This is a genomic window from Streptomyces coelicoflavus (assembly GCF_003112555.1).
GTDB lineage: Bacteria > Actinomycetota > Actinomycetes > Streptomycetales > Streptomycetaceae > Streptomyces > Streptomyces coelicoflavus.
Genome location: NZ_BEWB01000006.1, coordinates 179,245 through 198,795, shown reverse-complemented (window position 1 = coordinate 198,795; position 19,551 = coordinate 179,245). Strand labels below are relative to the sequence as shown.

At 71.4% G+C, this 19,551-nt stretch carries 22 protein-coding genes; 6 read left to right on the top strand and 16 right to left on the bottom strand.

Annotation, left to right across the window (positions count from 1 at the left end; translation table 11 throughout):
• Position 1: 1 nt before the first annotated feature.
• Complete coding sequence (locus tag Sco07f_RS15810) at positions 2-646, bottom strand: helix-turn-helix domain-containing protein (RefSeq protein WP_108988189.1); 645 nt, start codon at positions 644-646, stop codon at positions 2-4.
• Positions 647-762: 116 nt separating this feature from the next.
• Here Sco07f_RS15810 and Sco07f_RS15805 point away from each other — a divergent pair, with 116 nt between their 5' ends.
• Positions 763-2,220, top strand: coding sequence for an NAD(P)H-hydrate dehydratase (locus tag Sco07f_RS15805; RefSeq protein WP_108988188.1), 1,458 nt, complete (start codon positions 763-765; stop codon positions 2,218-2,220).
• Between the two features lie 84 nt (positions 2,221-2,304).
• Complete coding sequence (locus Sco07f_RS15800; RefSeq protein WP_087789826.1) at positions 2,305-2,772, top strand: ASCH domain-containing protein; 468 nt, start codon at positions 2,305-2,307, stop codon at positions 2,770-2,772.
• Between the two features lie 14 nt (positions 2,773-2,786).
• Here Sco07f_RS15800 and glmS read toward each other — a convergent pair whose 3' ends face one another.
• Positions 2,787-4,634: a glutamine--fructose-6-phosphate transaminase (isomerizing) gene (gene glmS / locus Sco07f_RS15795; RefSeq protein ID WP_007443944.1), complete on the bottom strand. Its 1,848-nt coding sequence runs from the start codon at positions 4,632-4,634 to the stop codon at positions 2,787-2,789.
• Between the two features lie 115 nt (positions 4,635-4,749).
• A complete protein-coding gene (locus Sco07f_RS15790; protein WP_108988187.1) occupies positions 4,750-5,553 on the bottom strand; it encodes a hypothetical protein in 804 nt (267 codons plus the stop codon).
• A 240-nt stretch (positions 5,554-5,793) separates the two neighbouring features.
• Between Sco07f_RS15790 and coaA the strand changes: the two genes are divergently transcribed.
• The gene (coaA, locus tag Sco07f_RS15785; protein WP_003974235.1) at positions 5,794-6,783 is read left to right on the top strand and encodes a type I pantothenate kinase; all 990 of its coding nucleotides are present in this window, start codon (positions 5,794-5,796) and stop codon (positions 6,781-6,783) included.
• Between the two features lie 24 nt (positions 6,784-6,807).
• On the opposite strand, the gene Sco07f_RS15780 is transcribed toward coaA, so the two are convergent.
• Complete coding sequence (locus Sco07f_RS15780) at positions 6,808-7,326, bottom strand: hypothetical protein (RefSeq protein WP_108988186.1); 519 nt, start codon at positions 7,324-7,326, stop codon at positions 6,808-6,810.
• 152 nt (positions 7,327-7,478) lie between these two features.
• Between Sco07f_RS15780 and Sco07f_RS15775 the strand changes: the two genes are divergently transcribed.
• Entirely contained in the window at positions 7,479-8,426 is a 948-nt protein-coding gene (locus tag Sco07f_RS15775; protein ID WP_108988185.1) for a DUF389 domain-containing protein, read from the top strand.
• Positions 8,427-8,553: 127 nt separating this feature from the next.
• On the opposite strand, the gene glmM is transcribed toward Sco07f_RS15775, so the two are convergent.
• The 4 genes from glmM to Sco07f_RS15755 form a co-directional block, all read right to left on the bottom strand.
• Complete coding sequence (gene glmM / locus Sco07f_RS15770; RefSeq protein WP_087789830.1) at positions 8,554-9,912, bottom strand: phosphoglucosamine mutase; 1,359 nt, start codon at positions 9,910-9,912, stop codon at positions 8,554-8,556.
• A gap of 224 nt (positions 9,913-10,136) precedes the next feature.
• Positions 10,137-10,649 carry a 30S ribosomal protein S9 gene (gene rpsI, locus Sco07f_RS15765; RefSeq protein ID WP_003974238.1) on the bottom strand — a complete coding sequence of 171 codons (513 nt, stop codon included), beginning with the start codon at positions 10,647-10,649 and terminating at the stop codon, positions 10,137-10,139.
• A 42-nt stretch (positions 10,650-10,691) separates the two neighbouring features.
• Positions 10,692-11,135 carry a 50S ribosomal protein L13 gene (gene rplM / locus Sco07f_RS15760; protein WP_003974239.1) on the bottom strand — a complete coding sequence of 148 codons (444 nt, stop codon included), beginning with the start codon at positions 11,133-11,135 and terminating at the stop codon, positions 10,692-10,694.
• Positions 11,136-11,342: 207 nt separating this feature from the next.
• On the bottom strand, positions 11,343-12,548 hold the full coding sequence (locus Sco07f_RS15755) for a glycosyltransferase family 87 protein (RefSeq protein WP_244942060.1): 1,206 nt from the start codon (positions 12,546-12,548) through the stop codon (positions 11,343-11,345).
• Between the two features lie 74 nt (positions 12,549-12,622).
• Between Sco07f_RS15755 and Sco07f_RS15750 the strand changes: the two genes are divergently transcribed.
• On the top strand, positions 12,623-13,534 hold the full coding sequence (locus Sco07f_RS15750) for a hypothetical protein (RefSeq protein WP_042824941.1): 912 nt from the start codon (positions 12,623-12,625) through the stop codon (positions 13,532-13,534).
• Positions 13,535-13,549: 15 nt separating this feature from the next.
• On the opposite strand, the gene truA is transcribed toward Sco07f_RS15750, so the two are convergent.
• From truA to map, 8 genes are all read right to left on the bottom strand, one after another.
• Positions 13,550-14,404, bottom strand: a complete 855-nt coding sequence (gene truA, locus Sco07f_RS15745) for a tRNA pseudouridine(38-40) synthase TruA (protein WP_087789832.1) — start codon at positions 14,402-14,404, stop codon at positions 13,550-13,552.
• 166 nt (positions 14,405-14,570) lie between these two features.
• A complete protein-coding gene (gene rplQ / locus Sco07f_RS15740; RefSeq protein WP_007443998.1) occupies positions 14,571-15,077 on the bottom strand; it encodes a 50S ribosomal protein L17 in 507 nt (168 codons plus the stop codon).
• Between the two features lie 116 nt (positions 15,078-15,193).
• Positions 15,194-16,216 carry a DNA-directed RNA polymerase subunit alpha gene (locus Sco07f_RS15735; RefSeq protein ID WP_003966937.1) on the bottom strand — a complete coding sequence of 341 codons (1,023 nt, stop codon included), beginning with the start codon at positions 16,214-16,216 and terminating at the stop codon, positions 15,194-15,196.
• Positions 16,217-16,339: 123 nt separating this feature from the next.
• A complete protein-coding gene (gene rpsK / locus Sco07f_RS15730; RefSeq protein ID WP_007443997.1) occupies positions 16,340-16,744 on the bottom strand; it encodes a 30S ribosomal protein S11 in 405 nt (134 codons plus the stop codon).
• Positions 16,745-16,811: 67 nt separating this feature from the next.
• Entirely contained in the window at positions 16,812-17,192 is a 381-nt protein-coding gene (gene rpsM / locus Sco07f_RS15725) for a 30S ribosomal protein S13 (RefSeq protein ID WP_003974244.1), read from the bottom strand.
• Between the two features lie 189 nt (positions 17,193-17,381).
• A complete protein-coding gene (gene rpmJ, locus Sco07f_RS15720) occupies positions 17,382-17,495 on the bottom strand; it encodes a 50S ribosomal protein L36 (RefSeq protein WP_003974245.1) in 114 nt (37 codons plus the stop codon).
• A 68-nt stretch (positions 17,496-17,563) separates the two neighbouring features.
• Positions 17,564-17,785: a translation initiation factor IF-1 gene (infA, locus tag Sco07f_RS15715; protein WP_004927214.1), complete on the bottom strand. Its 222-nt coding sequence runs from the start codon at positions 17,783-17,785 to the stop codon at positions 17,564-17,566.
• A 141-nt stretch (positions 17,786-17,926) separates the two neighbouring features.
• Positions 17,927-18,763 carry a type I methionyl aminopeptidase gene (gene map / locus Sco07f_RS15710; RefSeq protein ID WP_054099489.1) on the bottom strand — a complete coding sequence of 279 codons (837 nt, stop codon included), beginning with the start codon at positions 18,761-18,763 and terminating at the stop codon, positions 17,927-17,929.
• 292 nt (positions 18,764-19,055) lie between these two features.
• On the opposite strand from map, the gene Sco07f_RS15705 reads away from it, so the two are divergent.
• Positions 19,056-19,442: a hypothetical protein gene (locus Sco07f_RS15705; protein WP_087789833.1), complete on the top strand. Its 387-nt coding sequence runs from the start codon at positions 19,056-19,058 to the stop codon at positions 19,440-19,442.
• Positions 19,443-19,551 lie beyond the last annotated feature (109 nt).

Sequence of the window (19,551 nt, the reverse complement as noted above, 5' to 3'; positions counted from 1 at the left end):
CTCAGGGGGCGTCGTGCGTCCGGCCGGCGGCCGGCCGGACCCGGATGTGCATGCGCTCGCCCTGTGCGCCGTAGAGGGCGATCCACTCGACGGGACGGTCACCGGCGTTGGCGATGCCGTGCGGGACGCGGGTGTCGAACTCCGCGGTCTGCCCGGCCGTCAGGACGAGGTCGTGGTCGCCGAGGGCGAGGAGCAGGCGGCCGGAGAGGACGTAGAGCCACTCGTGGCCCTCGTGCGAGCCCTGCTCGGGGCGCGGCGTCGACCCGGTGCGCGGGATGGCCGGCGCGGGGAGGATCTGTTTGTAGGCGTGCAGTCCGTCGTTGGGGTTCCGGGTGAGCGGGACCCACGTCTGTCCGTGCCGGGTGAAGGGGCGGGGATGGACGCGGGGGTCGCCGGTGCTCGAGCCGACGAGTTCGTCGAGGGCGAGCCGGTGGGCCCGGGCCAGCGGCAGCAGGTGCCGCAGTCCCGGCTCGCGCCGCCCCGACTCCAGCCGGGACAGGGTGCTCACGGAGATGCCGGTGACGGCGGCGAGCTGGGCCAGGGTGAGCCCGCGGGCCTGCCGGACGGCACGCAGGCGGGTTCCGAGCGAGGCCATCACCTGTGCCGTCTCGTCGTCACCGCCGCCCACGTCGTCACCGCCGCTCATGGGACAACTGTCCCTCATCCCCGGTCCCGCGGGACGGCGGGGACGGCAGGGACGGCAGGGACGCCGGGGGCCGGCCGGCGGTGCGTGTTCCGGGCGTACGGGGAAGACTCGACGGCATGCGGACTGCGTACAGGGTGGAGACGGTCAGGAACGCCGAACGGGAGCTGATGGCCCGGCTGCCGGAGGGGGCGCTGATGCATCGGGCCGCGGCCGGACTGGCCGCCGCCTGCGCGGAGGTGCTGGGCCGGGCGGCCGGGCGGGTCTACGGCAGCCGGGTGGTGCTGCTGGTCGGCAGCGGCGACAACGGCGGCGACGCCCTGTACGCGGGCGCGCGGCTGGCCCGGCGGGGCGCGGGCGTGACGGCGGTGCTGCTGTCGCCGGAGCGGGCCCACGGCGCGGGTCTGGCGGCGCTGCGGCGCGCGGGCGGGCGGGTTGCCGGGGACGGGGCTTCCGGTTCCCCGGAGGAGCTGATCGCGCGGGCCGATCTCGTCCTCGACGGCATCGTCGGGATCGGCGGCGCGGGCGGGCTGCGGAAGGAGGCGGTGCCGCTGGCGGACGCGGCCGCCCGCTCCCGGGCCGCCGTGGTCGCCGTCGACCTGCCGAGCGGGGTCGACGCGGACTCCGGCCGGGTGCGGGGGGACGTGGTGCGCGCCGACCTGACGGTGACGTTCGGGACGCACAAGCCGGGGCTGCTGATCGACCCGGCGCGGGAGTACGCGGGGTCGGTGCGGCTGGTGGACATCGGCCTGCCCCTGCCCCGCGAGGGGGCGGAACTGGAGGCGTTGCAGCACGCGGACGTGGCCCGGCTGCTGCCGGTGCCGGCGGCGGAGAGCGACAAGTACCGGCGCGGGGTCGTGGGCGTCGCCGCCGGGTCGGCCCGCTATCCGGGCGCGGCCGTCCTGGCCGTGTCGGGTGCGCTGCGGGGCGGGGCCGGGGCGGTGCGGTACGTCGGTCCGGCGGGGGACGCGGTGATCGCCCGCTTCCCGGAGACGCTCGTGTCCGACCGGGGGCCCGAGCGGGCGGGGCGGGTCCAGGCGTGGGTGGTCGGACCGGGGGCCGGTGACGACGCGGCGACGGTGGCCCAGGTGCTGGCGGCCGAGGTGCCGGTGCTGATCGACGCGGACGGCCTGCGCCTGGCGGACCCGGAGGCGGTGCGGGCGCGCACGGCACCGACGTTGATGACCCCGCACGCCGGGGAGGCGGCGGCGCTGCTCGGGGTGGGCCGGGAGGAGGTCGAGGGAGCGCGGCTGGACTCGGTGCGGGAACTGGCGGCGCGGTACGGGGCGACGGTGCTGCTGAAGGGCTCGACGACGCTGGTGGCCGGTGCGCGGGGCGGTCCCGTCCGGGTCAACGCGACGGGGACGTCGTGGCTCGCCACGGCCGGCAGCGGGGACGTGCTGTCCGGCCTGGCGGGTTCACTCCTCGCCGCGGGCCTGTCGGCCGTGGACGCGGGGAGCGCGGGCGCCTATCTGCACGGCCTCGCGGGCCGCTTCGCGGCGCAGGGGGCACCGGCGGGGGCGCACGACGTGGCGGAGGCGATCCCGCGGGCCTGGCGGGACGTGCGGGGGGAGTGAAACCGCGGGCCTGGCGGGACGTGCGGGGGGGGGGAGAGTGAAACCGCGGTCCGGGGTGCGGGGCCTCGCCGGTACGGTGAGCACATGACCGCCGCACCGGACCCGGACCCGCACCTCCCGGACCTCGACGCACTCCCCCGGGCGGAGTTCGCGTTCCCCGGTCCGCTGCGCGACCGGCTCGTCGCCGCGATCCTCGACGGTTCGAAGACCTCGACGACGGGCCTGGTCGCCGACTACGAGCACGACGGCGATCCGCTGCCGCGGCCCGGTCACCGTGAGGTGGTCGTCGACTCGTCCGGCCGCCCGGTCGCCGTCATCGAGGTGACACAGGTGCGCGTCGTCCCGCTGGCCGAGGTGGACCTCGCCCACGCGGTCGACGAGGGCGAGGGACACACGAGCGTGGCCGAGTGGCGCGCGGACCACGAGCGGTTCTGGCACGGCGAGGAGATGCGCGCGGCGCTGGGCGACCCGGAGTTCACGGTGGACGACGCGACACCGGCGGTCCTGGAACGCTTCCGGGTCGTCACCCTGCTGCCCGGTGGCGCCGGCTGAGGGACCCTCCGGAGCTACTCCACCGTCACCGACTTCGCCAGGTTGCGCGGCTGGTCCACCTCGTTGCCCCGGGCCGTGGCCAGTTCGCAGGCGAAGACCTGCAACGGCACCGTCGCCACCAGGGGTTGGAGCAGGGTCGGGGTGGCCGGCACGCGCACGAGGTGGTCGGCGTAGGGGGCGACCGCCTCGTCGCCCTCCTCGGCGATGACGATGGTGCGGGCGCCGCGGGCCCGGATCTCCTGGATGTTGGACACGATCTTGTCGTGGAGGACCGAGCGCCCGCGCGGGGACGGCACGACGACGACGACCGGCAGGTCCTCCTCGATCAGCGCGATCGGCCCGTGCTTCAGCTCGCCCGCCGCGAAGCCCTCGGCGTGCATGTACGCCAGCTCCTTCAGCTTGAGGGCGCCTTCGAGGGCGACGGGGTGGCCGACGTGCCGGCCGAGGAAGAGCACCGTGTTCTTGTGGGCGAGGGAGCGGGCCAGTTCCCGTACGGGGTCCATGGTCCCCAGGACCTGCTCGACGGCGCCGGAGATGCCGGACAGGTCGCGGACGACGTCGCGGATCTCGTCGCCGTACTTGGTGCCGCGCACTTGGCCCAGGTAGAGGGCGACCAGGTAGCAGGCGACCAGCTGGGTGAGGAACGCCTTGGTGGAGGCGACGGCGACCTCGGGGCCCGCGTGGGTGTAGAGCACGGCGTCGGACTCGCGGGGGATCGTGGAGCCGTTGGTGTTGCAGATGGCGAGGACCCGGGCGCCCTGTTCGCGGGCGTGGCGCAGGGCCATGAGGGTGTCCATGGTCTCGCCGGACTGGGAGATCGCGACGACCAGGGTCTGCTGGTCGAGGATCGGGTCGCGGTAGCGGAACTCGCTGGCCAGCTCCACCTCGCAGGGGATCCGCGTCCAGTGCTCGATGGCGTACTTGGCGATGAGCCCGGCGTGGAAGGCCGTGCCGCAGGCGACGACGACGACCTTGTCGACCTCCCGGAGCACCCCCGGCGGGATGCGCACCTCGTCCAGGCTGAGCGTGCCGGAGCCGTCGATGCGGCCGAGCAGGGTGTCGGCGACGGCCTTCGGCTGCTCGGCGATCTCCTTGAGCATGAAGGAGGCGTACCCGGCCTTCTCGGCGGCCGAGGCGTCCCAGTCGACGTGGTACGAGCGGACGTCGGCCGGGGCGCCGTCGAAGCCGGTGACCCGCACGCCGTCCCGGCGCAGCTCCACGACCTGGTCCTGGCCCAGTTCGACGGCGTCCCGGGTGTGGGCGATGAAGGCCGCGACGTCCGAGGCGAGGAAGTACTCGCCCTCCCCCACACCCACCACGAGCGGCGAGTTGCGGCGGGCGCCCACCACGACGTCCGGCGCGTCCGCGTGCACGGCGACCAGGGTGAACGCACCCTCGAGCCGCCGGCACACCCGCCGCATCGCCTCGGCGGGGTCGGCGCAGGCGGAGTACTCCTCGGCGAGCAGGTGGGCGACGACCTCGGTGTCGGTCTCCGAACCCAGCGCGTGGCCGCGCTCCGCCAGTTCGGCACGCAGCGGCGCGAAGTTCTCGATGATGCCGTTGTGGACCACGGCGACCCGGCCCGCGTTGTCGAGGTGCGGGTGGGCGTTGGCGTCGGTGGGGCCGCCGTGGGTGGCCCAGCGGGTGTGGCCGATGCCGGTGACGGCGGCCGGCAGCGGGTGTTCGGACAGTTCCTTGTCGAGGTTGACGAGCTTGCCGGCCCGCTTGGCGGTGGCGAGGCCGCCGTCCGCGAGCACGGCGACGCCCGCCGAGTCGTATCCCCGGTACTCGAGCCGCTTCAGTCCGGCCATCACGACATCGAGTGCCGACTGAGGCCCTACGTATCCCACGATTCCGCACATACGCGGCAGCCTACGAGCAAGATCGGCGATGCAGCGATCCAGAAGGGACCGTTCTGTGCCCGAAATCGGAAATTCCCACCGGGGTACGAACGCCACCCCGCTCGGCTCCGGTGCGTCAGCCGAGCTTGGCGACCTGGGCGTCGACGACGTCCGAGGGGACCTCGAAGTCCGCGCCGGTCATCATCGCGGAGAGGTTGACTACGCTGAAGGTGGCGAGCGTGGCGCCCTTGCGGACCACGACGAGCTTCATGAGCCCGCCGCCGTCCCCACCGGTGGCCACACCGAGGCTGACGGTGAGCCCCTCGTCACCGGCCTTGAGACGGTCCACGCCGCTCACCTTGGTGACCCGCATCTTGTCGCTGCCCACGGTCGCCTCGAAGCCGCCCGCGCACTTCTCGACCGCCGTCTTCAGCCCCGCCATCGCCTGCTCGGCGCCGCCGTCCGCATAGGAGGCGACGTTCAGCAGGATCTTGTTCACGTCGATGTCGGTCATGTCCTGGCCGTCCGGGCCCTTGCTCTCGGAGGGCGACTCCGTCTGCCCCTGCCAGGAGCGCTGCACGTCCGCCGCCGGCTCGCCCTGGGCCACCGCACCCTGGACGTGGACGAGCGGCAGGCAGGCCTTGTCGTCCGTCGAGATCTCACTCTTGGCCACCTGGTCGTCCGCCGACAGCTCGGTGGCGACCTCGCCGTTCTTCACGTCGGCCTGGGCGAGGGCGACCTTCTCCAGCTCGGCGGCGGTCAGCGCCTTGCCCGCGGGGGCGGACCGGCCGGCGTCACCCGCCGGGGCGGACTGCTCCGCCTTCGCCTTGTCGTCACCGGTGGCGCCGTCGTCGTCGGAGGACCCGCCGCAGGCGGTGGCGAGCAGGGCCAGGGCGGCGGACGCCGCGAGGGCGGTACGGCGGACAGCGGTCGAACTCACGTCGGCACTCTTTCGTCGGAGGCGCGTGGGGACGTGGCCGAGTCGGGCCACGTCCGGTCGCGTCGGAGTCTGGGGAGTCGCGTCGACACCGGCGTTCGAATCCGGTCGACTTTGCCCGCACCTTACCTACGCGAATCGCACGTACGATCGAAACAGGCCACCCGAGACCCGACCGTGATCTCCCCCGGGGCGTGACGCACCCCACCTGCCGCCCCGTTCGTACTCCGTTAACAATGGACTGTGATCTCTCCGGTCCCCTCGATCCCCCGGAGCGCCCACCGGCAGCGGCCGGAGGCGACTCCCTACGTCGACCTCACCCGCCCCGAGTGGAGCGCGCTGCGCGACAAGACGCCGCTGCCGCTGACCGCCGAGGAGGTCGAGAAGCTGCGCGGCCTCGGCGACGTCATCGACCTCGACGAGGTGCGGGACATCTACCTGCCGCTCTCCCGGCTGCTCAACCTCTACGTCGGCGCCACCGACGGCCTGCGCGGCGCGCTGAACACGTTCCTCGGCGAGCAGGGCTCCCAGTCCGGCACCCCCTTCGTCATAGGGGTCGCTGGTTCGGTGGCGGTGGGCAAGTCCACCGTCGCCCGCCTGCTCCAGGCGCTGCTCTCGCGCTGGCCCGAGCACCCGCGCGTGGAGCTGGTCACCACCGACGGCTTCCTGCTGCCGACGCGGGAGCTGGAGGCGCGGGGCCTGATGTCGCGGAAAGGTTTCCCCGAGTCGTACGACCGCCGGGCGCTGACGCGGTTCGTCGCGGACATCAAGGCGGGCAAGGCGGAGGTGACCGCGCCGGTCTACTCCCACCTCATCTACGACATCGTCCCGGACCAGCGGCTCGTGGTCCGCCGCCCCGACATCCTCATCGTCGAGGGCCTCAACGTGCTCCAGCCCGCGCTGCCCGGCAAGGACGGCCGCACCAGGGTCGGACTCGCCGACTACTTCGACTTCAGCGTGTACGTCGACGCGCGCACCGAGGACATCGAGCGCTGGTACCTCAACCGCTTCCGCAAGCTGCGCGCGACCGCCTTCCAGAACCCGTCCTCGTACTTCCGCAAGTACACGCAGGTGTCGGAGGAGGAGGCCCTCGACTACGCCCGCACCACCTGGCGCACCATCAACAAGCCCAATCTGGTGGAGAACGTGGCCCCCACCCGCGGCCGGGCCACCCTGGTGCTGCGCAAGGGCCCCGACCACAAGGTCCAGCGCCTGAGCCTGCGCAAGCTGTGACCCCGGCCCGGCCGCCGGCGCCGGTCAGGGGGCCGGGCTGGGGGTGAGTTCCTTGACCGGGTCGGTGAAGGAGTCCTCCACCGCCTGCTGGAATTCCGGATCCGCCTCGGGCGTGCTCTCGGGGCGCGGGTGGGGCGTGTCGAGCGCCTCCTCGATCCTGGCCGCCATGTCGGATCCCGCCGCCGGTTCGGATCCGCCGCCCGCGCCGGAGCCCCCTGCCGCCGACGCGTCCGGGGCCGCTTCCCCGGCCGGGGCGCCGCCCCGGGCGGCCGCCGGTACGGAGTCCGTGGCCGCGCCCGCGTGCAGCGCCGCCGCCTTCCACTGCGCCGCCCGGGACACCGCTTCGCGTACGGCCTCCCGGTAGGCGGCGTCCCGCCGGGCGTCCCAGACCGCCAGTTCCTGCGCGGCCGCCTGCCGCGCCACGGCCACGGCCGACGCCGCCCGGCCCCCGTCCCACGGCAGAGCCGCACCGGTGGCGGCGACGGCCGTACCGCCCGTCGCCGCCCAGACCAGCGCCACCGACAGCGCCGTTCGCGCCCGCATACGTCTCCGGCTCATCACCGAACCCCTCTCACCTCGGCCAATGCGCCCTGAACGGTAGCGTTCGCAGATCTCCTGAAGATCACGGACCGATGGCGTTGAGGACGCTCCCTGCCGGCCGGAGCCGCGCTCCCCCGCATGGCTACGCTGCCGCCATGCTGCATCTGCGCCTGATCACCCCGGCCGATCGCACCGACGAGGTGGTCCGCCTGATCGACCGTACGGTCGGCACCACCCACCTCGTCGTCCTGCCGGGCGCCGCCCGCGAGCCCGAGGGCGACGTCGTCATGTGCGACGTGGCCCGCGAGGCCGGTGACGAACTCATCAACCGCCTGCGGTCGTTGGACCTCGAGAGCTGCGGCGCCATCACCGCCGAGAACATCGACCTGTCGCTGTCGGAACGCGCCGACCGCGCGGAGCGGGACGCGCCCGGCGAGCCCGCCGACGCCGTGCTGTGGGAGCAGTTGGAGGAGGCGACCCACGAGGAGTCGACCCTTTCCATCACCTACGTCGCCTTCATCACGCTGGCCACGATGATCGCGGCCTGCGGTGTGGTCCTCGACAACGCGATCCTGATCGTGGGCGCGATGGCGGTCGGCCCGGAGTTCGGCCCCCTCGCCGGGATCTGCACGGCGATCGTCCAGCGGGCCCCGCGCCTCGCCCTGCGCTCGGCGATCGCCCTGCTGGTGGGCTTCCTCGTGGCGATGGCGGTGACGGTGGGCTTCAGCTGGATCATGACCGAGTTCGGCCAGTTCAGCGAGGGCAAGCTGGAGGGCGACCGCCCCAACACCGGCTTCGTCTACGCCCCGGACGCCTTCTCCTTCGTGGTGGCGATCCTCGCCGGCGTCGCGGGCACGCTCTCCCTGACCTCGGCGAAGTCCGGCGCCCTGGTGGGCGTCGCCATCTCCGTCACCACGGTCCCGGCCGCCGCCAACGCGGCCGTGGCCCTGAGCTTCGGCGACACGAAGCAGACGGTGGGCTCCGCCGAACAACTCCTCCTCAACCTGGCAGGCATCGTGGTCGCCGGGACCTTGACCCTGCTGACCCAGAAGGCTTTGTGGTCGACTCAGCGCTCAAGACTGACGAAGCCGGAGAACTCCTGACGGACGGCCACCTCCGAACGCCGGGCTGGGCCAATGACCCAAGGGGCGCGCGGGGGCTGCGCGACAAGCCACAACGAACCCGCGGCCCGCATCACCCAGCACCCCGCCCCGAACCCGGCCCCAAGAACTAACCGAGCGCCGACTTCACCGAATCCGCCAGCCGCCCGGCAACAGCCCGAGCCTGCTCGATATCGGCAGCCTCCACCATCACCCGCACCAAGGGCTCCGTCCCCGAGGGACGCAACAGCACCCGCCCGGTGCTGCCGAGCTCCCGCTCGGCCTCGGACACGGCGGTCGCCAGCTCGGCAGAGCTCGTCACCCGCGACTTGTCCACGTCCGGCACATTGACCAGCACCTGCGGCAGCCGCTCCATCACGGACGCGAGGTCCCGCAGCGTACGACCGCTCTGCGCGACCCGCGCCGCCAGCATCAGGCCGGTCAGCGTCCCGTCGCCGGTGGTGGCGTGGTCGAGGATGATGACGTGGCCGGACTGCTCGCCGCCGAGGGCGTAGCCGTGCTCCTTCATCTCCTCCAGGACGTACCGGTCGCCGACCGAGGTCGCCACGAACCGGATGCCCTCGCGTTCCATGGCGAGCTTGAAGCCCAGGTTGGACATGACGGTCGCGACGACGGTGTCCGAGCGCAGCGCCTCCCGCTCCCGCATCGCGAGCGCGAGCACGGCGAGGATCTGGTCGCCGTCGACCTCCGCACCGGTGTGGTCCACGGCCAGGCAGCGGTCGGCGTCGCCGTCGTGGGCGATGCCGAGGTCGGCGCCGTGCTCGACGACGGCGGCCTTGAGCAGGTCGAGGTGGGTGGAGCCGCAGCCGTCGTTGATGTTGAGGCCGTCGGGCACCGCGCCGATGGTGACCAGTTCGGCACCGGCCCGCGCGAACGCCTCCGGCGAGACCCGGGAGGCCGCGCCGTGCGCCTCGTCGAGGACGATCTTCAGTCCGTCGAGGCGGTTCGGGAGGACGCCGACGAGGTGGGCGACGTACTGGTCGAGCCCCTCGTCGTAGTCGCGGACCCGGCCGACACCGGCGCCGGTCGGGCGGTCCCAGGGGGCGCCCGTGCGGTGGTCGGCGTAGACGGCCTCGATGCGGTCCTCCAGCTCGTCGGCGAGCTTGTGGCCGCCGCGGGCGAAGAACTTGATGCCGTTGTCGGGCATGGCGTTATGGCTGGCGGAGAGCATCACGCCGAGGTCGGCGCCGAGCGCGCCGGTGAGGTGGGCCACCGCGGGCGTCGGCAGCACGCCGACCCGCAGCACGTCCACTCCGGCGCTGGCGAGGCCCGCGACCACGGCGGCTTCCAGGAACTCCCCGGAGGCGCGCGGGTCCCGGCCGACCACCGCGGTCGCCCGGTGACCGGCGAAGGTGCCGGCCTCGGCCAGTACGTGCGCCGCGGCGACGGAGAGGCCCAGCGCCAGCTCGGCCGTCAGATCCGCGTTGGCGACACCGCGCACGCCGTCCGTGCCGAAGAGTCGTCCCACTTGTCCTCCTGAGGAAACGTCAATTCCGGAAGCGGCTGCCGATGAGTGCGGCCCACGCAGTCGGCTCCCGAAGGCCCGGGCGTACAGCGCCCGACCATCGATCACATAAGCCTTAGAACGTCTTGTGCCGTTATACGCCCAACGGCAGGGATAAACGAATGCCCCGGCAGCACAGTGGCGTGCCGCCGGGGCGTTCGGAGTACAGCCGGACCAGCCGGTACGACTTAGCGCTTGCTGTACTGCGGGGCCTTGCGGGCCTTCTTCAGACCGGCCTTCTTGCGCTCGACCGCACGGTCGTCACGCTTGAGGTAACCGGCCTTCTTGAGCGCGCCGCGGTTGTTGTCCACGTCGGCCTCGTTCAGCGCGCGGGCGACACCGAGACGGAGCGCACCGGCCTGACCGGAGACGCCGCCGCCCGAGATGCGGGCGATGACGTCGTAGCGGTTGTCCAGCTCGAGCACCTTGAAGGGCTCGTTGACTTCCTGCTGGTGGACCTTGTTCGGGAAGTAGTCCTCGAGCGTGCGCCCGTTGACCTTCCACTTGCCGGTGCCCGGGACGATCCGGACGCGGGCGATGGCGTTCTTGCGACGGCCCAGGCCGGCGGCCGGCTGCGGCTCGCCGAACGCGGAGGCCATCGACTCCGAGGTGTACTCGCCCTCGACGGGCACCTCGGACTCGGTGGTGTAGCTGTCGATGTCGATCTCTTCGAGCGGCTGCTCGGGAGTGGTCTCGGCCACGATGCTCCTCAGATTCTCTTCAGTCTTAAAGGGTGGCCGGAACTACTGCGCGACCTGGGTGATCTCGAACGGCTGCGGCTGCTGCGCGCCGTGCGGGTGCTGGTCACCCTTGTAGACCTTCAGCTTCGAGAGCATCTGACGGCCCAGGGAGTTCTTGGGGAGCATGCCCTTGATGGCCTTCTCGACGGCCTTCTCCGGGTTCTTGTCCAGCAGCTCGTCGTAGCGCACCGAGCGCAGACCGCCCGGGTAGCCGGAGTGGCGGTACGCCATCTTCTGGGTCCGCTTGTTGCCGGAGAGGTGCACCTTGTCGGCGTTGATGATGATGACGAAGTCACCGGTGTCGACGTGGGGCGCGTAGATCGGCTTGTGCTTGCCGCGCAGGATGGAGGCCGCAGTGGTGGCCAGACGACCCAGGACTACGTCCTGGGCGTCGATGACGTGCCACTGGCGCGTCACATCGCCGGGCTTGGGGCTGTACGTACGCACGGTTCGTAGCCTTCGCTTCTTCAGTGAGTGGTCCTGACATGGTCACCGAAGACGATCACGACAGCCCTGACCGCACCGCGGTGACGCATACCGCGTGCAGGTCGCTGGTCATCGGTCCCGGTGGACCGGTGTAAGGGCCCCTCACGTGAGAATGAGCAAGCCAATACACATACGACTGTGCAGAATACCCGGGCCCCGGTGGCCGGGTCAAAACGGGGCCGCGGGAGCGCGCTCCGGCTCCGGCTCCCGCCCCGGGGGCACCCGCCCGCCGGCGGCCGCCGGCCCGGCCCAGGACTGCCGGGCGACCGTCACCGCCAGCACGCAGAGCGTGAACGCGTCCCGGAAGGCCCGCCGCCGCTCCCCCTCCAGCCAGGGCCAGGTCAGCCCCGGTACCTGGGGCACCAGGGCGATCCAGAACCACGCCCCGCGGGCCGCCGACCCGGCGTACGGCAGCCCGGCGAGCAGCAGCGGCAGGGCGACCAGGAGGTAGTGGTCGTAGGACGGCCGGGAGACCAGGAACGCCGACAGCATCAGCCCCGCCCCGGTCTCCGCGAGCCGCAGCGGGCCGGGGTCGGCGCGCCGCCAGCGCCGGTACGCGCAGAGCACCCCGGCGCACGCCGCCGCCACCGCAAGCCCCTGCGCGAGCGCCGCCGGCACCCCGAGCCGGGGCAGCACGGCCGCCGGGGAGGCCTCGTAGAGCCGTACGAAGCCGTCGTCGCCGTGCAGCAGGAAGGGCAGAGTGCGGGTGAAGAAGCCCGCCGGGTCGGGCATCGCCAGCGCCGCCGCGGCGGAGGCCAGCGCGGGCACCAGCACGGCCGCGGCCAGCGCCCGCCACCGCCCGGCGAAGAGGAAAATCAGGACGACGGGCGCGAGCAGCGGCTTGAGCGCCACGGCCGCCCCGATGACGACCCCCGCACCGGTCCAGCGCCCCCGGCTCGCCAGCAGCAGCGCCAGCGGCAGCGCCACCGTCGCCGTCACGGTCCAGTTGCCGAGCCGCACCAGGTGCCCGAACGGCGCGAAGCCCATCGCCAGACCGGTCAGCCCGAGGGCCGCGAGCCGGCTGCCGAGCGGCACCCGGTGCAGGAGCAGCGCGCAGGCCCAGGCCAGCGCCAGCAGGACGGTCACCGCACCCGGCACCAGCACCCGCAGCACCGCACCGGGCAGCACCGCCTCCGGCACGGCGGCGAGGACCGCGCTCGGCAGATAGAGGAAGTGCGGGTCGTCGTACGGGGAGCCACCGGCCAGCCAGGTGCGGGCGGCCCGGACGACGATCGCGTTGTCCATCCCGCCGTCCGAGGTCGTCCGCGCCGCGTGCGCGGCGGACGCCGCCAGCACCGTCCCGAGCACCGCCCACAGATGCCCTCCCGCCGGCCGCACCAACCACCCGGAGATGTCGCTTTTGCCCGTCCGCATGCACGGAACGCTAGGCCCTGCGGGCCCCAAGTCCCGGCACCAGCACGCCCACAGGCCCGTCTAAGATGCCGCCCATGAGCTTTGGGCAGGGGGGACCTCAGTCGCAGTGGGATCCCTGGACACCGCAATCGCAGCAGCAGCCGCAGCAGCCTCAGTCGCAGCAGCCCTGGAACAGCGGGAACAGTGACAACACGCCGGACTGGGCTGCCCTCGCCGAGGCCTCCGAGGCCCGTGCCAAGCGGCGCCGGCTGTTCTTCATCGGCGGCGGCGCGCTGGCCACCGTCGCGATAGCCAGTGCCGTCGCGGTCGCCGTGGTCTCGGCGAACGGCTCGGACCAGGCCTCCGACGGCCCCTCCTCGCAGCTCCCCTCGACGGCGGACATACCCAGCGCGACGGCCACCGATCCGTCCTTCGCCCCGACCAGCGCCCCGCCGCCGCTGGACCCCAAGGACTTCGTCTCCAGCGCCAAGAAGGACAAGGCCCCGCTCGGCCCGGACCTGCTCTTCCCCGGCACCCAGCTGACCATGGGCGAGACGGTCTACAAGAAGGGCCCGACGGCCGACACCCGCACCTGCGGCTCCGCCGCCCAGGGCACCCTGCCGAAGGTCCTCGACGCCAACAAGTGCACGCGCCTGATCCGTGTCACCTACACCAAGGGCGACACCGCCGTCACCGTCGGCGTGGCCGTCTTCGACAACGAGGCGCAGGCCACGAAGGCCAAGAAGGACGCCGACAAGAAGAGCATCGTGCGCTCCCTGTCCGGCGGCGGCGTCAAGTCCTTCTGCACCGGCGCCGTCTGCCGCTCCACGACCAACTCCTACGGCCGCTACGCCTACTTCACCGTCGCCGGTTTCACGGGCGGCAAGGACGTCACGGAGAAGTCCACCGGCGTGTTCCGCGCCGGTGACGACCTGGCCGAGTTCGCCTTCCGCCAGATCCGCCGGCGCGGCGAGGCCCAGGCATCGGCGGCGGCGGAAACGGGCTGACGGCCCCGGCGCCGGTCAGCAGCAGCCGGCCCCCGGCAGCGACCGCTTGTTGCGCGCCTCCTTGTTCCGGGCCGCCAGCAGTTCGTCGGCCGGGTAACCGACCTCCTCCAGGGTCAGCCCGTGCGGCCGTACGACGTGCACCGCCGAGTCGCGTACGCCCGCGGCGAGCACCTTCGCCGGCCAGTCGGGCGTACGGTGCCCGTCGCCGACGAACAGCAGCGCCCCGATCAGGGAGCGCACCATGTTGTGGCAGAAGGCGTCGGCCCGCACGGTCGCGGTGACGATCCCGTCCTCACCCCGCACCAGGCTCAGCTCCTGAAGCGTCCGGATCGTGGTCGCCCCCTCCCGCTTCTTGCAGTAGGCGGCGAAGTCGTGCTCGCCCAGCAGTCCGCGGGCGGCCTCGTTCATGGCGTCCACGTCGAGTGGCCAGTCGTGCCACAGCACGTGTCCGCGCAGCAGCGGGTCGACGCCGCCCGGGTTGTCGGTGACCCGGTAGGCGTAGCGCCGCCAGACCGCCGAGAACCGGGCGTTGAAACCGCTGGGCGCCTCGCGCAGCGCCCAGACGCGCACGTCCCTGGGCAGCCGCCCCGCGAGCCGCTTGAGCAGCTTCACGTGGTGCTCGGCCCACACCTCACGCGGCAGATCGACGTGGGCGACCTGCCCCCGTGCGTGCACCCCGGCGTCGGTACGCCCCGCCACGGTCAGCTCGTACGTCTCCGGCGACCGCGTGACGGTCCGCAGCGCGTCCTCGATCTCCCCCTGCACGGTCCGCCGCCCCCCGGCCTGCTTGGCCCACCCGGAGAACTCCCTCCCGTCGTAGGACAGATCCAGCCGCACCCGCACCAGTCCGGCCGCTACTTCGTCACTCACCCAGAACTCCTCTCACCAACGAAAAAGCGGGCCCGCCCCTCGAAAGGAACGGACCCGCCAACACCCTCAAGGGGCGCGGGGCTGTGCTCGATATGCGGCTCCGCCGCGTGGGCGCGACAAGCCACCACGAACCCGCAGCCGCCGACGCACAGACCCCGGCAGACGCTTACGCGTCCTTCGACTCCTCGGCCGCAGCCTCGTCGTCGGCCTTGGTCGTGTCGACCTTGGCCTCAGCAGCCTCGGCGGAGCCCTCGGCGTCCTTGGCGGCACGCTTGGTCGCGGCCTCGGCCTCGCCGGTGGCCTGCTGCGCCACGGTCAGCGCCTCGACCAGCTCGATGACGGCCATGGGCGCGTTGTCGCCACGGCGGTTACCGATCTTGGTGATCCGGGTGTAGCCACCGGGACGGTTCTCGTAGCGCGGGCCGATCTCGGTGAAGAGCGTGTGGACGATGCTCTTGTCCGTGATCACCTGGAGCACCTGACGGCGGTTGTGAAGGTCGCCCTTCTTCGCCTTGGTGACCAGACGCTCGGCGTACGGACGCAGCTTGCGCGCCTTCGCCTCGGTGGTGGTGATCTTGCCGTGCTCGAAGAGGCTCTTCGCCAGGTTTGCGAGGAGCAGCTTCTCGTGCGCGGCGCTGCCGCCCAGACGGGCACCCTTGGTGGGCTTCGGCATGGTGTTTCTCCTAGGTGTCTGCCCCGGCCGTATCAGGTACCGAAGTCAGTATCCGAGCAGGCGGCCGCCTGTCGGAGATCCGGGGGCCTTCACGAGGCCCCCGGAAGTGGTGCCGATCAGTACTGCTCGGTCTCCACGAAGCCCGCGTCCGCGTCGTCGTCGGCGCCGAAGGCGTCCGCGGCGGCGGTCGGGTCGAATCCGGGAGGCGAGTCCTTCAGCGCGAGGCCCATGCCCGCGAGCTTGGCCTTGACCTCGTCGATCGACTTCGCACCGAAGTTGCGGATGTCGAGCAGGTCGGCCTCGGACCGCGCCACGAGCTCACCCACGGAGTGGATGCCCTCGCGCTTGAGGCAGTTGTACGACCGAACGGTGAGCTCCAGCTCCTCGATCGGCAGCGCCAGATCGGCGGCGAGCGCGGCGTCCGTCGGGGACGGACCCATGTCGATGCCCTCGGCGTCGATGTTCAGCTCGCGGGCGAGACCGAACAGCTCGACCAGCGTCTTGCCGGCCGACGCCATGGCGTCGCGCGGACGCATGGCCTGCTTGGTCTCGACGTCGACGATCAGCTTGTCGAAGTCGGTGCGCTGCTCGACACGCGTGGCCTCGACCTTGTACGTGACCTTGAGGACCGGCGAGTAGATCGAGTCGACCGGGATGCGCCCGATCTCCTGACCGACCTGCTTGTTCTGCACGGCGGAGACGTAGCCGCGACCGCGCTCGACGGTCAGCTCCATCTCCAGCTTGCCCTTGCCGTTGAGCGTGGCGAGGACGAGGTCGGGGTTGTGCACCTCGACACCGGCCGGGGGCGCGATGTCGGCGGCGGTGACCAGACCCGGGCCCTGCTTGCGCAGGTACATCACGACCGGCTCGTCGTGCTCCGAGGAGACGACCAGCTGCTTGATGTTGAGGATCAGGTCGGTCACGTCCTCCTTGACGCCCGGCACGGTGGTGAACTCGTGCAGGACACCGTCGATACGGATGCTGGTGACAGCAGCGCCGGGGATCGACGAGAGGAGGGTGCGGCGGAGGGAGTTGCCGAGGGTGTAGCCGAAGCCCGGCTCCAGCGGCTCGATGACGAACCGGGAGCGGAACTCGTCGACGACCTCTTCGGTCAACGAGGGACGCTGAGCGATCAGCATGTGTGTTCCTTCAGTCAGGGGCGCCCGCTATTTGACGCCCGACCAGTACTGCAAGGGTACGGGCGATACGACCCGAAAGAGCCGTACCGCCCGGAAAACCCTGGTGAAGCAGGTGAAGCGAGATCAGACGCGACGACGCTTCGGCGGACGGCAGCCGTTGTGCGGGGTGGGCGTGACGTCCTGGATGGAGCCGACCTCGAGGCCGGTCGCCTGGAGGGAGCGGATGGCGGTCTCACGACCGGAACCCGGGCCCTTGACGAAGACGTCGACCTTGCGCATGCCGTGCTCCTGCGCGCGGCGGGCAGCCGACTCGGCGGCCATCTGCGCGGCGAACGGCGTGGACTTCCGGGAGCCCTTGAAGCCGACGTGGCCGGCGGAGGCCCAGGAGATCACGTTGCCGGTCGGGTCCGTGATGGACACGATCGTGTTGTTGAACGTGCTCTTGATGTGCGCGTGGCCGTGAGCGACGTTCTTCTTTTCCTTGCGGCGCACCTTCTTGGTCGCGCCCTGACGTCCCTTGGGGGGCATGTCGTTCTCCTACGGGAGGTGGTCGGTCCTACAGCGAAGACCGCTGGACGGCGAAGTCCGCTGCGGACTACTTCTTGCCCGGCTTCTTCTTGCCGGCGATGGCGCGACGCGGGCCCTTGCGGGTGCGGGCGTTGGTGCTGGTGCGCTGACCGCGGACGGGCAGGCCGCGACGGTGGCGCAGACCCTGGTAGGTGCCGATCTCGACCTTGCGGCGGATGTCGGCCTGCACCTCGCGACGGAGGTCACCCTCGGTCTTGATGTTGTTGTCGACGTACTCGCGGATCGCGACGAGCTGCTCCTCGGAGAGGTCCCGAACACGGGTGTTCGGGTCCACGCCGGTGGCGGCGAGCGTCTGCTGCGAGAGGGTCCGGCCAATGCCGAACACGTAGGTGAGGGCGATCTCCACGCGCTTTTCGCGCGGGATGTCAACACCGGAAACGCGTGCCATTCAATGGCTCCAGTTGATTGTCGGAGGTCTTCCACAGGACCGGTCCCCGGCCGCCGTATGAGGTACGGATCGGGTCCCCGGCCTCCGAGCCGGGGGTGTCGGACGATCGCTCGCCCGGGTCCTGCGTATGAACATGTTTCAGCTCGCGTCGCGCGAAGTCATGCGAATCGCGGAGGGAACGGTCAGGCGTCAGCCCTGGCGCTGCTTGTGGCGCGGGTTGTCGCAGATGACCATGACCCGACCGTGACGGCGGATCACCCTGCACTTGTCGCAGATCTTCTTGACGCTCGGCTTGACCTTCATGGGTGTGAGGTTCTCCGGGTCAGTTGCCGACGGACCCGCGCGCGGGGCACGCGGGACGTGGGCAAGATCTACTTGTACCGGTAGACGATCCGGCCACGCGTCAGGTCGTACGGAGACAGCTCCACCACGACCCGGTCGTCAGGGAGGATGCGGATGTAGTGCATACGCATCTTGCCGCTGATGTGTGCCAGGACCTGGTGGCCGTTCTGGAGCTCGACCCTGAACATGGCGTTCGGAAGAGACTCGACGACAGTGCCCTCGATCTCGATGGCACCTTGCTTCTTGGCCACGCTTCGCCCTTCGAATCGACTACCTTGATCGACTCGTCGCACAACCCACAAGACATGGGGGTGCACGGGAGCCGACGCGTCAGTCTACGTCAGCACACCCGGAAAGGCGAAACGAGGAAGTCTGCCCCGGATGCGAGATCGTTATGCGAGGGGATCGGGGGCAGCCGTGATCCCCAGCTCCGCCAGCTTGGCCCTGCCGCCGTCGGGGGAGGTCAGGACCAGCGGGCCCTGTTCCGTCAGGGCCACCGAGTGCTCCCAGTGGGAGGACCAGGTGCCGTCGGTCGTGATGACCGTCCAGTCGTCGGACAGGACCTCGGTGCGCGGGGTGCCGAGGGAGACCATCGGCTCGATCGCGAGGCAGAAGCCGGGGACGAGCTTCGGGCCCTTGCCGCGCTTGCGCTCGACGTAGTTCAGCAGGTGCGGGTCCATGTGCATCTCGGTGCCGATGCCGTGGCCGCCGTAGTCCTCGATGATCCCGTACTTGCCGCCGCCGGGCTTGGGCTGGCGGCGGATGTAGGTCTCGATGGCGCGGGAGACGTCGACCAGGCGGTTGCCCTGCTTCATGGCCGCGATGCCCGCCCACATCGACTCCTCGGTCACCCGGGACAGCTCGACCAGCTCCGGGGAGTGACCGGAGCCGACGAAGGCCGTGTAGGCGGCGTCGCCGTGCCAGCCGTCGATGATCGCGCCGCAGTCGATGGAGATGACGTCGCCGTCCTTGAGGACCACGTCGTCGGACGGGATGCCGTGGACGACGACCTCGTTCACCGAGGTGCAGATGGTGGCGGGGAAACCGCCGTACCCGAGGAAGTTCGGCTTGGCGTCGTGCTCCGCGAGGACCTTGCGGGCGACCTGGTCCAGGTCCTTGGTCGTCGCACCGGGCACGGCGGCCTCCCGGGTGGCCGCGTGGATGGCGGCGACGACCAGCCCCGCTTCGCGCATTTTGGCGATCTGCTCGGGGTTCTTGATCTGCACCATCTGGGCTGCCGCCTCCTGCCGCGGGTTTACGTCTGACGCCACCACGATACGCGTCCGCGCGAGCCGGAGCCGGGGGTGACGGCCGCCCGGACGGGCCTCGCGCGGCCCGCCGGCGATCGGTACGCGAGGCCCGTCACGGCTGTAGTCAGAGCTGCACCCTCAGCAACAAAATCCGTTGACGAACCCAACTGTTCACCATAGCCTCACAGTTGCCACCTAGCGATCTTGGGTGCCAGACCGCAGCTCATCCGCTCCGGACCAGTTTCACGGTCCTCCAGAAACAGAGGTACAAGTGATCAAGAGAACGCTGTCTCGCCTGGCCCTGACCGGTGCCGCCGTCACCCTGCTCGGCATCACCGCGGCCTCGCCCGCGCTGGCCGGCAACGAGGGGCCCCTCTGGTACGGCGACCGGGGCACGGTGACGTTCAACGACGACGGTGACGACATCACGGTCTGCGACAAGCGGGCCGACGGCTACGGCGTCACGGGGTACCTGGAGCGACTCAACAGCACGGGCACCGGCCTGGTCTGGGTCATCAAGGAGGACGACGGCGGAGACGCCGGCTGCGACCGGTCCAACAACGGCTACGACATGATCGGCAACATCTCGCACGGTCTGGCCGTCTGCTGGCACGGCACCGGCTCCTGCGTCCGCTCGAACTGGTACTTCGACGAGTAGACAGACCCGCTCAGACGCTCCGGCCGGTGCGGACGAATCGATTCGTCCGCACCGGCCGGATCTCTTGGTACGGCCGGTCCCGGGCGCACCTCCGCGCGGGACCGTGACG

Coding starts and splice junctions, on each gene's coding strand:
- Sco07f_RS15780 (WP_108988186.1), bottom strand. CDS start 7,326: ATGCGGGCGCGAACGGCGCTGTCGGTGGCGCTGGTCTGGGCGGCGACG.
- rpsK (WP_007443997.1), bottom strand. CDS start 16,744: ATGCCCCCCAAGGGACGTCAGGGCGCGACCAAGAAGGTGCGCCGCAAG.
- glmS (WP_007443944.1), bottom strand. CDS start 4,634: ATGTGCGGAATCGTGGGATACGTAGGGCCTCAGTCGGCACTCGATGTC.
- Sco07f_RS15805 (WP_108988188.1), top strand. CDS start 763: ATGCGGACTGCGTACAGGGTGGAGACGGTCAGGAACGCCGAACGGGAG.
- rpmJ (WP_003974245.1), bottom strand. CDS start 17,495: ATGAAGGTCAAGCCGAGCGTCAAGAAGATCTGCGACAAGTGCAGGGTG.
- rplQ (WP_007443998.1), bottom strand. CDS start 15,077: ATGCCGAAGCCCACCAAGGGTGCCCGTCTGGGCGGCAGCGCCGCGCAC.
- rpsM (WP_003974244.1), bottom strand. CDS start 17,192: ATGGCACGCGTTTCCGGTGTTGACATCCCGCGCGAAAAGCGCGTGGAG.
- Sco07f_RS15755 (WP_244942060.1), bottom strand. CDS start 12,548: ATGCGGACGGGCAAAAGCGACATCTCCGGGTGGTTGGTGCGGCCGGCG.
- Sco07f_RS15735 (WP_003966937.1), bottom strand. CDS start 16,216: ATGCTGATCGCTCAGCGTCCCTCGTTGACCGAAGAGGTCGTCGACGAG.
- Sco07f_RS15800 (WP_087789826.1), top strand. CDS start 2,305: ATGACCGCCGCACCGGACCCGGACCCGCACCTCCCGGACCTCGACGCA.
- Sco07f_RS15810 (WP_108988189.1), bottom strand. CDS start 646: ATGAGCGGCGGTGACGACGTGGGCGGCGGTGACGACGAGACGGCACAG.
- Sco07f_RS15775 (WP_108988185.1), top strand. CDS start 7,479: ATGCTGCATCTGCGCCTGATCACCCCGGCCGATCGCACCGACGAGGTG.
- Sco07f_RS15750 (WP_042824941.1), top strand. CDS start 12,623: ATGAGCTTTGGGCAGGGGGGACCTCAGTCGCAGTGGGATCCCTGGACA.
- map (WP_054099489.1), bottom strand. CDS start 18,763: ATGGTGCAGATCAAGAACCCCGAGCAGATCGCCAAAATGCGCGAAGCG.